The sequence below is a fragment of the Salinibacter sp. genome, assembly GCF_042218895.1.
GTDB lineage: Bacteria > Bacteroidota > Rhodothermia > Rhodothermales > Salinibacteraceae > Salinibacter.
The window spans coordinates 1-9596 of the sequence record NZ_JBDGQQ010000154.1 but is presented as its reverse complement, the minus strand read 5'-3'; the positions used below and the strand labels follow the sequence as shown (position 1 = coordinate 9596).

General features: G+C 63.5%; 13 protein-coding genes. 6 read left to right on the top strand and 7 right to left on the bottom strand.

Features of this window, described 5'->3' with window-relative positions; all coding sequences use genetic code 11:
• Window positions 1-595 precede the first annotated feature (595 nt).
• The gene (locus ABEL04_RS12890) at window positions 596-1057 is read left to right on the top strand and encodes a GNAT family N-acetyltransferase (RefSeq protein ID WP_375802800.1); all 462 of its coding nucleotides are present in this window, start codon (window positions 596-598) and stop codon (window positions 1055-1057) included.
• Here ABEL04_RS12890 and ABEL04_RS12885 read toward each other — a convergent pair.
• On the bottom strand, window positions 1054-1596 hold the full coding sequence (locus tag ABEL04_RS12885; RefSeq protein WP_375802799.1) for a YiiD C-terminal domain-containing protein: 543 nt from the start codon (window positions 1594-1596) through the stop codon (window positions 1054-1056). The two genes, ABEL04_RS12890 and ABEL04_RS12885, sit on opposite strands and share 4 nt — an antisense overlap.
• A gap of 342 nt (window positions 1597-1938) precedes the next feature.
• Between ABEL04_RS12885 and ABEL04_RS12880 the strand changes: the two genes are divergently transcribed.
• The 3 genes from ABEL04_RS12880 (at window position 1939) to ABEL04_RS12870 (ending at window position 3291) form a co-directional block, all read left to right on the top strand.
• A complete protein-coding gene (locus ABEL04_RS12880; RefSeq protein ID WP_375802798.1) occupies window positions 1939-2448 on the top strand; it encodes a DUF4442 domain-containing protein in 510 nt (169 codons plus the stop codon).
• Window positions 2449-2519: 71 nt separating this feature from the next.
• Window positions 2520-2843: a DUF6364 family protein gene (locus tag ABEL04_RS12875; RefSeq protein ID WP_375802797.1), complete on the top strand. Its 324-nt coding sequence runs from the start codon at window positions 2520-2522 to the stop codon at window positions 2841-2843.
• A 37-nt stretch (window positions 2844-2880) separates the two neighbouring features.
• Window positions 2881-3291, top strand: coding sequence for a type II toxin-antitoxin system VapC family toxin (locus ABEL04_RS12870; RefSeq protein ID WP_375802796.1), 411 nt, complete (start codon window positions 2881-2883; stop codon window positions 3289-3291).
• Window positions 3292-3308: 17 nt separating this feature from the next.
• On the opposite strand, the gene ABEL04_RS12865 is transcribed toward ABEL04_RS12870, so the two are convergent.
• The 3 genes from ABEL04_RS12865 to ABEL04_RS12855 all read right to left on the bottom strand — a co-directional run bounded on the left by ABEL04_RS12865 (window position 3309) and on the right by ABEL04_RS12855 (window position 5222).
• A complete protein-coding gene (locus ABEL04_RS12865) occupies window positions 3309-4007 on the bottom strand; it encodes an SDR family oxidoreductase (protein ID WP_375802795.1) in 699 nt (232 codons plus the stop codon).
• A gap of 94 nt (window positions 4008-4101) precedes the next feature.
• Window positions 4102-4758 carry a GTP cyclohydrolase I FolE gene (folE, locus tag ABEL04_RS12860; protein WP_375802794.1) on the bottom strand — a complete coding sequence of 219 codons (657 nt, stop codon included), beginning with the start codon at window positions 4756-4758 and terminating at the stop codon, window positions 4102-4104.
• 50 nt (window positions 4759-4808) lie between these two features.
• On the bottom strand, window positions 4809-5222 hold the full coding sequence (locus ABEL04_RS12855) for a 6-pyruvoyl tetrahydropterin synthase family protein (RefSeq protein ID WP_375802793.1): 414 nt from the start codon (window positions 5220-5222) through the stop codon (window positions 4809-4811).
• A 266-nt stretch (window positions 5223-5488) separates the two neighbouring features.
• Here ABEL04_RS12855 and ABEL04_RS12850 point away from each other — a divergent pair, with 266 nt between their 5' ends.
• Together ABEL04_RS12850 and coaE are read left to right on the top strand one after the other, a co-directional pair.
• Complete coding sequence (locus ABEL04_RS12850) at window positions 5489-5833, top strand: histidine triad nucleotide-binding protein (protein WP_375802792.1); 345 nt, start codon at window positions 5489-5491, stop codon at window positions 5831-5833.
• A gap of 96 nt (window positions 5834-5929) precedes the next feature.
• Window positions 5930-6529 (top strand): dephospho-CoA kinase, encoded by a 600-nt coding sequence (coaE, locus tag ABEL04_RS12845; RefSeq protein WP_375802791.1) that lies wholly within the window; start codon window positions 5930-5932, stop codon window positions 6527-6529.
• A 15-nt stretch (window positions 6530-6544) separates the two neighbouring features.
• Here the strand turns inward: coaE and ABEL04_RS12840 are convergent, their stop codons facing one another.
• From ABEL04_RS12840 to ABEL04_RS12830, 3 genes are all read right to left on the bottom strand, one after another.
• Window positions 6545-7480, bottom strand: a complete 936-nt coding sequence (locus tag ABEL04_RS12840) for an NAD-dependent epimerase/dehydratase family protein (RefSeq protein WP_375802790.1) — start codon at window positions 7478-7480, stop codon at window positions 6545-6547.
• A 122-nt stretch (window positions 7481-7602) separates the two neighbouring features.
• A complete protein-coding gene (locus ABEL04_RS12835) occupies window positions 7603-8688 on the bottom strand; it encodes a serine/threonine-protein kinase (protein WP_375802789.1) in 1086 nt (361 codons plus the stop codon).
• 123 nt (window positions 8689-8811) lie between these two features.
• Window positions 8812-9462, bottom strand: a complete 651-nt coding sequence (locus ABEL04_RS12830) for an ECF-type sigma factor (protein ID WP_375802788.1) — start codon at window positions 9460-9462, stop codon at window positions 8812-8814.
• Window positions 9463-9596 lie beyond the last annotated feature (134 nt).

Genomic DNA, 9596 nt, shown 5'->3' with positions numbered 1-9596 from the left:
CGTCTCCGGCCGTCAGGAACGAACTCCATCGTCGCTCCAGACTCGGTCTGGAGCCCACCCAGCCAACGGGGAGGGCTCGGCGATCGTCAGAGGGGCTCTGAGTCAAGCTCAGAGCGACGAAGCTGCTGCTTTTTTGGGGAGAAGCTTATTTTGAAGGCACCGCACATACTTTACATCACAGCACAGGCCTTCCTCAGAGTTCGCCGTCCACTTCCGGCACAGCTGCTCTGCGTCCCGGACCGGACCGCGAACAGCACAAGAAGAACCCCCAAGAACCGCGGCCGGAGCTGTGTTTTCAGGAAGCGTCACCGATCCGAAAGAGCAGGCATCCAGGATTCAGGATCGGGAGGTGGGGTGAGGGCCGTTTCGGCATGGTCGATTGGTCGAAGCGAGTCGGTAGCTTCCTCTGACGCAATGTCGGCCAGCCGTCGAGGCGCATTTGTGCCCGACAGACGATCAGTGATGAGATTTGGCCGAAAACCGCGAACGCTTGTGAGTAAGACCCCAGGGGCAGGAGAAACCGAGTCGGCGGAGAACTAATTCCGGAGACGTCCCCGATCACATGAGCTGAGTCAACGAACGGAGTGATGCCCCCATGCCGGACGACCTAACTCTCCGCCGTGCCACGACCAACGACGCCGAGACCCTCGTCCGCTTCAACGAGGCGATGGCCGAGGAGACAGAGGATAAGACCCTCGATCCCGACACAGTGCGTGCTGGCGTACGTGCCGTGTTCGACAAGCCAGAGCAGGCGTTCTATCTTGTCGCAGAGCGTGATGAGGCGATTGTAGGATCGCTCATGATCACGACGGAGTGGAGCGACTGGCGCAACGGCGACTTCTGGTGGATCCAGAGCGTCTACGTGCGTCCCGAAGACCGGCGGGAAGGCGTTTACACGGCACTGCATCGTGGCGTGCGGCGGCGTGCCCGCGAGACACCGGGCGTGTGTGGCCTTCGGCTCTACGTGGAGCGCGACAATACGGCGGCCCAGGAGGCGTACGAGGAGTTGGGGATGACCGAACCGCCGTACCGGATGTACGAAGAGATGCTGCGCTAGGGCGTCCCAGCCTGACCGTTTTCAGAGAGCGGGATTGCGGCTCCGTCCCCCGTGCCTTCACCCTTGGCTAGAGCCACATACCGGCCGAAGAAGGTGACGGCCCGCTCGCCGGCCGCGTTGATCTTGCACTCGAGCTCGATCCGTGCGCGACCCCACCGATCCAACATCTTCCGGAATCGTTCCTGAGTGTCCTCGTCCGGGGGCTCGCAGACGACGGAAATGTTTTCGTAGATCGGCTGCAGGTACTCGATGTCACTCTCCTGGATCATCACCTCCACCTGGTGTCGCATGTCCTCCATCGCGTCCTGCACGACCTGGTGGACCATTGCCCATCCTGTAACAGTGGCAAGCATGCTGAGGCTTCCGCCGAAGGCACTGCCCATGTGGTTGGCGTTGGGCTTCAGCGGCGCGGAAGTCCGTAGTCGTCCTTCCTCGTCCGCGGCAAGCTCGAACTCCAGATGCTGGGTGATCGGCATCTTCTCGACGATAAGACGCTCTAGTTCATCGAGCGCAGTTTCTGTGAGCGACGGACCGGACATACGATGGGTCCTGGAATTTGTGACGGACCTGAAGGTCGCTAACAACGTGACCTACATACGAGCCGCGGCCCGGTACGTTCATTGAGAGGCCACGTCTCTCCGGGGCGTTGCGTAATCGTGAAGTGCAGTCGGGAGAAAGTGGCTCACAAAACGGACACAGACAAAAAACAGGCCGCCCGATCTTGACGGCGGTCAAGACCAGACGGCCCGTTGACCCTGCGTCGCAGACGGCGTTTGCCGTCTACCGTTCCGTGTGAACGGCCCCCTCAGATGTTACGGAGAACTGGTTTAGGGGGCTCTTCGGCCTGTAATCCACTGTTCGATTCACAACCGGCCTGCCCGATGTCGTCGAAAAATCCGTTTGTTCAGATCGCCAACCGGTACGCGGATGTTCCGCCTCGCCTCCGGCGTCCCCTCGTGACAAACGCCGTTGGCGAGGTCATCCCGTTCGTCGATACCGCCGGGTGCTACATCGAGGCGTACACGCCGCGCCGCGTGGCCGTTCGGCTCGACGACGAACGGCGCTTGCGGAACCACCTCGAGGGGCTGCACGCCGCGGCGCTCGCCCTGCTGGCCGAAACGGCAACGGGGCTCGTCGTGGCCCTCAACGTACCGGATGGGTCGTCGCCCCTGCTGCGCACGATGGGCCTCTCGTTCGATGAGTTTGCCCGGAGCGCGGTGCGGGCCGAGGCGACCCTCACCGACGACGAAGGCACCCAAATCCAGTCCCGGCCCCTCGGCCAAATTGAGGTGGACGTGACGTTGACGGCACCCGACGACGACACGACACTTGTCTCCGGCACGCTGAAGTGGGCGTGGCTGCCGGAGGAGCGGCTCTCGGACGATCCGTAACAGGAAACCAGTTTCCGGTCGACATGTACGTCTGATCAACACGTCAATTGACGTATCATTGCCCGGGTGCCATGAAGTCTAAACTGACACTTCGCATCGACGAGGACGTGAAAGAGGCCGCCAAGCGGCTTGCCCGAGAGCGGGGAGAGAGCCTCTCCGGATTGGTCGAAGCGTACTTCCGGATCTTGACCGAGCACACAGGCTCTGAGGTTCAAAGCGGTCGGGCTGCATCCACTGATGGTGATGGTCCTCCGTCTCCGTCCGAGGAGCGCGGACCCGTCACCCATCGGATCGCGGGGGCCTTGGGCTCTGTTTCGGACGCTTCTGATCACGGAGCTTCGAAGGAGGCCGATCGTCGGGCCGTAGTCGAGGCGGCGCGTCGAAAGCATAAATGATCTGCATGTCACCACAGCTTCCGCCACCGCAAGCAACATGCGGATTCTCTTCGACACCAACGTTTTGGTCGATGCGGCGGTGCGTGGCCGACCGTATCACCGAGAGGCGGTCCGTCTCATCCACGTTGTCGAGCAGGATCGACTCGATAGCGTGCTGGCACCACTTTCGCTCGGCACCCTCTGGTATCTCGGCACGGACGTGTACGACACCGATCCGCGCCCTCTGGTCCAGGACCTGAACCAACTCATGGATTTGGCGCCTATGGGGCGCTCCGTGCTAAATCGGGCACTCGACTACGAGTCCGACACGGACTTCGAGAATATGTATCTTGCGGAAGCGGGGCTGTCGGCGGGGGCAGAAGGAATTGTGACCCGGAACGAGTCGGACTTTGCCCCGACCGAACTTACAGCCTACCACTCAACTGAGCTCATACAGATGCTTTCGTGAGGAACCCAGGCCTGTTCCTAAACATCTCCCTCCTGCGGGCGGAGGAGAAGCTCTTCAAGCACGGTGCGGTCGGAGAGGTGGTAGGCGTCGACGACGGACCGGGCCACGTCCGCCGGGGCCATGAACCGCTCGCTAGGAATGTCGGCGCCCGCCCAGGTGGGCGTGTCGGTGGCGCCCGGGAGCACCGTGGTCACGCGGAGGCCCTCGTCCTTCGTCTCCTCGCGGACGACCCGGGCGAGGCCGCGGAGGCCATGCTTGGCGGCGCAGTAGCCGGCATTGCCGGGGTACGCCATGATCGATGCCACCGACCCCATGAAGAAGAGGTGCCCCGACTCCCGCGCCCGCATCGCGGGCAGGAAGGCCTGTGTGACGGCGAAGGCCGCGGTGAGGTTGACGTCGATCTGGTCCCGAAAGCCCTCCAGCGTCAGTTCGTCGAGGGGGGCGTAGGTAAAGGCCCCGGCGTTGTTTACGAGCACGTCGGGCACGCCCCATTCGTCCCGCACGGCTTCGGCCATGTCGGCCACCGCCGCGTCGTCGGTCACGTCGGTCGGCACCACGAGGGGCTCGCCACCGCGCTCCCGACACGACTCGGCCGTTTGCTCAAGCTTCGACCGTGTCCGGGAAACCAGCGCAATCCTCGCTCCGTCCCGGGCCGAAAACGCCTCCGCGATGGCCTGCCCGATGCCCTGGCTCGCACCCGTAACGACGACAATCATCGTTGAATCTCGAATTGGGACGCTCGTCGAGGGGGACGGGCGAATCGCGCGTGCTCGTCCAATTCGCCCCTCGACGCACGCAGTTCGCAGTTGCCTACTCGGTAGCGCCGATGAGACGCATGAACTCGTCGCGAGTAGGATGGTTGTCGAACTCGCCGCTGACAGAACTGGTCGTCGTCGCCGAGTTTTGCTTCTCGGCCCCACGCATCATCATGCAGAGGTGCTTCGCCTCGATGACGACCGCCGTCCCCAGTGGATCAACGATCTCGTCGATGGCGTCGCGGATCTGGAGCGTAAGGCGCTCTTGCACCTGTAGGCGGCGGGCAAACACCTCCACGGTGCGGGGGATTTTGCTGAGGCCTACGATTTTGCCGTCCGGGATGTAGGCCACGTGGGCCTTGCCGTAAAACGGGAGCATGTGGTGCTCGCAGAGCGAGTACACCTCGATGTCCTTTACCAGAATCATCTCGTCGTAGTCCTCCTCGAAGACGGCCTGTTGGAGAATCTCCCGGGGATCGAGGGCATACCCGTGCATGAGAAACTGGTAGGCCTGGGCCACCCGCCTCGGGGTGTCAGCCAGGCCCTCACGGTCGGGATCCTCCCCCAAGATCTCCAGGATCGACTCGATGTGCTCGCCGAGAGCCTGAGAGGTATCCTCGTCGTAGATGTCGCGCCGCTCGTAGAGCTTCGGTGGGATGCCGGGCGCGCCATTGGTGCGCAGCCCGCTCGACTGAATCTTTTTCTCGGCCATTTTGAGTAGGGAAATGGTGAAAGATACTAGGAAAAGGCATCGCCGATCGGCTACTCGCCCCGGTACTCCACGAAGTTGCGGGGCGTCTCGTAAAGTCGCACGCAGTGGAGCTCACCGGCGGGCAGGGCGTCCTCCAGCTCGTTCCAGATGGCGATGGCAAAATTTTCGCTGGATGGAATGACCCCGTCCATGAAATCAACCTCTAAATTCAGGTTCTTGTGATCCACCTTGTCAAGAACCCGCTCGTGGACGATCTCCTTCAGCGCGCCGAGGTCCACCACGTACCCCGTTTCGGGATCCGGTTCGCCGGCCACGGTCACCTCCAGCTCGTAGTTATGGCCGTGCCAGTTGGGGTTGTTGTCTTTGCCGTAGGTCTCTCGGTTCCAAGCATCCGACTTATCAGGATTGTGGAGCCGATGGGCAGCGTTGAAATGGACCTTGCGGGTGATATAGACCGTCGACATTGGGCGAAACGAGGAAAGAGAAATGTCATTGAGTGGACTCGCTCATACAGGCCACCCCAGATTGATGTTGTTCGGAGCAACAATCCTTTCACAGTTTTCGGGCGGTTTGTATCTGCGTCGTGGCATTTGTGGGCGCTGACGTTTGGCCCTCCAAGGCCTTGTGATTCATTCGATGCTTCCAGTATATTACGGGGCAGAGAAAGCGGCCACGTTACAGCCGTTCGTTACCTCTGACTTCGTTCTGATCATGGACTGCGGAACCGACCATGTCCGAAAAAACCATCTTCCAGAAGATTATGGACCGCGAGGCCGACGCCGACATTCTCCATGAAGATGACCGGTGCGTGGCCTTTCGGGACATCAATCCGCAGGCGCCGACGCACATTCTCGTCGTTCCGCGCAAGCCCATTCCGTCGCTTGACGACTTAGATCCGGAAGACAGGGACCTTGTCGGCCACCTCTTCATCGTGGCTCGGGACCTGGCCCAGGAGGAGGGCCTGCGCGACGGCTACCGCACGGTCATCAACTGCGGCGACGACGGGGGACAGTCGGTCTGGCATCTCCACCTTCACCTCCTCGGCGGGCGCCGTATGGACTGGCCGCCCGGATAATTGGGCAGTGTCGAAATGTGAGTGTCGCACGACGGGCTGGGGGCGTCGACACTCGCAGTCTCTCGCTGCGAAGTGTGCCATTCGAAATTCACCACTGTGAAAACGTTAGGCGTGACCGGGGGAATCGGGAGCGGAAAGACGACCGTCTGTGGATTTCTAGAGGAACAGGGCGCCCGGGTCTTCTACGCCGACATTGAGGCGAAACGGCTCATGCAGGAGAATCCTGACGTGCGGGCCGCCATCGTCGAGGCGTTCGGCGAAGCGGCCTACGACGAGGACGGCGCGCTGGACCGAGCCTACTTGGCCGACCGGGTGTTCGACGACGCGGAGCAGCTTGGGCGCCTGAATGCCATCGTCCACCCGCACGTGTTCGAAGCGTTTGAGGCAGTGAAGGAACGGGCGGACGAGGAAGAGGTCCCTTTGCTCGTCCACGAGGCGGCGCTTCTCTTCGAGGCCGGTGGGGACGCGCACGTCGACCTGACGGCCGCCGTAGTGGCCCCGGACGTGGATCGCGTTGACTGGGTTACGGCGCGGGACGACGTAACCCCTGACCAGGTTCGGGCCCGGATGCGGCATCAGCTGTCCCAGGACGAGCTCCGTACACGGGCCGACTACGTCATCGAGAACAACGGCACCCTTGAGGACCTGCGCCAGGAGAGCGTAGACCTGTACTGGTCCGTCGTCGACGGAGGGTAGTGCAGGTCCTGATTGCTATTCGGTCTCCCACGACACCGTCTGGACCAGCGCCTGCGGATGCGAGATCGGCTCGGCAAACCCGAGTTCGGTACGAATTCGACGCGTATCGAGCGCCATTCTGTAGGCCCAGTTGAAGGAGGGAGTGTCGGGCTGTTCAGCCCTGGGCCCCGTCCGGATCGCAGTATCGATGCCTGCCGCCTCGGCAACCCGCCGAAGCCATGTGGCCTGGGGCAGCGCATCCGGCTCGCCGACATTGTAGGTGCGCCCACCGGCCCCTGGATCGAGTACCGCCGCGGCGATGGCGTCGGCGACGTTGGTAACGTATCCCCGCGACCATCGCCACTGCGCTTCGCGCTCGCTCAGCACCAGCTCGCCATCGGCCTCCCGCAGGCGGGCCAGCGCGCTCCCGACGTGATGCTCGCTGTCGCCGGGCCCAAACACCTTCGGCAGCCGCAGGAGAGTGGCGGGCACGGTGCCCGCTCGCCCCTGCTCCTCGACGAGAATTTTGTCGTAGTCGTGCGCGTAGGCAAAATCAGCATCGGCCCCACGGTACGGATATCGGGAGGTCCGGAGTGGAGCATCTTCCGCGAGGGGCACCGGATCAGGAGGCGTGTCGGAGGCGCCGCGAAGTCCGTCGTACTGGCGGTATACGTCTCCACTGCTGAGGAGGACAAGTCGATCGGTGCGGCCCGCACACACGGACGTCAGGGCCTTCGCCTGGGCCTCAGTGTACGGAATCACGTCGAGAACCACGTCGGGGGCTGCCGTGTCAAGCGCGTCGCGGAGCGCTTCCGGATCCCCGCGGTCACCGTGGTGGATGGGGACGGAGTCGGGAAGGTCCGGAGTCGTCCGGCCCCGGTGGAAGACAGTGGCGGTGTGGCCGGCATCGGCGAGGCGCTGAGTGACGGCGCGACCAATGAAGCCGGTGCCGCCGATGAGAAAAACAGTCATGGTGCGCGCTGTTCAGAGAGAGGGTAGGCAGAATCCCCATCCCGCCAATGCCCCCGCAACGTCCGAGGCTCGCCCGCAGGGGCCAGATACGTGCCAGACCGCCCCACGGAAAGTGGGATCGGCTAGGCCTCCGGGCCCTCCCGGCGAATGGCCTGAATGTCTTCGAGAAGCCTGCCTGCGGAGGCGTACCGCTGGTCCGGATCCTTCCGCAGACACCGCATTGCCGTGGTCTGGGTCTCGGCGGACACGCCGGGCCGGCGCTCCCGAACCGGTACGGGGTCCTCCTGCCGGATGGCCTTCAAGACCGCGAACTCGTCTTCTCCGACAAACGGACGAGTCCCGGCAAGCATCTCGTACAGCACCACGCCCAGCGCCCACACGTCTGCAGGGGGCCCCACGGAGCCGCCTTCCGCCTGCTCGGGGCTCATGTAGCTGACGGTTCCCAGACGCTGCCCGGACCTCGTAAGACGCGTCTCTTTGATCGCCTTTGCCACCCCAAAGTCAAGCAGTTTGGTCTCTCCGGGGCTGGCGATCACGACGTTCGACGGCTTCACGTCGCGGTGCACGATGCCCGTCTCGTGGGCCTCTGCAAGCGCACCGGCGACCTGCTCGGCATAGAGAAGAGCTCTCCGGACTGGGAGCGGGCCGCGCCCGATTCTCGTCTTCAGGGTCTCCCCATCGTAGTAGGCCATCGCGATGTAGCGAAGGCCCTGGTCGGACGTGCTCGTTTCGTAGATGCGAGCGATATGGGGGTGGTCGAGCCTCGCGGCCGATCGGGCCTCCCGGACAAAGCGGCGCCGGGCCTCCTCGCTGTCGGCAAGGCGGGGGGGCAAGAACTTGAGCGCCACCGGTCGGGTGAGCCGGACGTCTCGGGCCTGGTAGACGATGCCCATTCCGCCCCCGCCCAGGTGCGCCTCGACGGCGTAGTGCTCCACCCTCTTGCCTTCCAGGTCCAGGGGATCGGCACCGCGCTCCCCCGGGGCCCTGGTCGCCTCGGTCTCGACATCGCCCATCTCCGAGGGCACCGCCGACTCGAGGCGCCCGAAAAAAGTGTCCGCCTCCTCAGATGTCTCCAGGAGCGAGAGCACCTCCTGGCGAAGGTCGTCCTCCTCGCAGTGCTCCTTGAGATAGGTCGCCCGGCGGCCTGGCGGAAGGGCCCGCACCTCCTCAAGAAGTTTTCCCACCTTGTCCCAGCGGTTGTTGGACATAGGGCACGTCTGGACGTTCAGGAGAACCTACCGGGCCGTTCGGGAAAGCGCGTTTCATGGTTCCGCAGGCACTCCCGCCCTGGAAGATCGCCTCGGAACGTTGCCTGCAAACCTAGTCTCCATTCACGCTTCTCCTTCGTTCTCCCCCTCTTCCGGGTCCCCGCTCGCCCCTGCGTCCCCCTGCCGGATGCGCTTCATCTCGCGGTAGAGCCACGCCTTGGCCTGCTTCCAGTCGCGGCTCACCGTCGCCGTCGAGACGCCGAGCGCCTCCGCCGTCTCTTCGATCGTCATTCCGCTGAAGAACCGGCACTCGACCCCCCGTGCCGCCCGCGGGCGCTCCTCTTCTAGCCGGTCGAGCGCTTCGTCCAGGACGACGAACGCCTCGGCCTCCTCCTCGGTCATGGCCGCCTCCCGCCCCAGCTTTTCCTTCAGCTCCTCAAGCGAGAGTGGAGAGCCGGTGCCACCGCGCTTTTCGGCCCTCTTCCGCCGGGCCCGGTCAATCAAAATGTGACGCATCGCCTGGGCCGCAACGGCCAGAAAGTGCGACCGATTTTCCCAGGATTGCTCCTCCTGGTCGACGAGCTTGAGGTAGGCTTCGTGCACCAGCGCGGTCGTTTGCAGCGTCGGGTCGCCTTTCCACCGCCGCCGCTGCTGGTGGGCTCGCTGCCGGAGCTCGGTGTAAACCTGGTCGTAGAGATCGCCATGGGCCTCCCTCTCCCCCTCCTGAAGGCGGTCGAGCAGTTTCGTGACGGTATGGCCGGATGAGTTGTTCACTGGCGATCACTAGCGTGTTTTCAGGGAGCAAATCGCGCGGCCTGTGGCGCGGCGAGGACGACCCAGGAGGACGGAGAGCCTCAACGGAGCAACGTCGGATTTTCGTGTCGGAAAGTAAAGACCGCCGCCCTTCC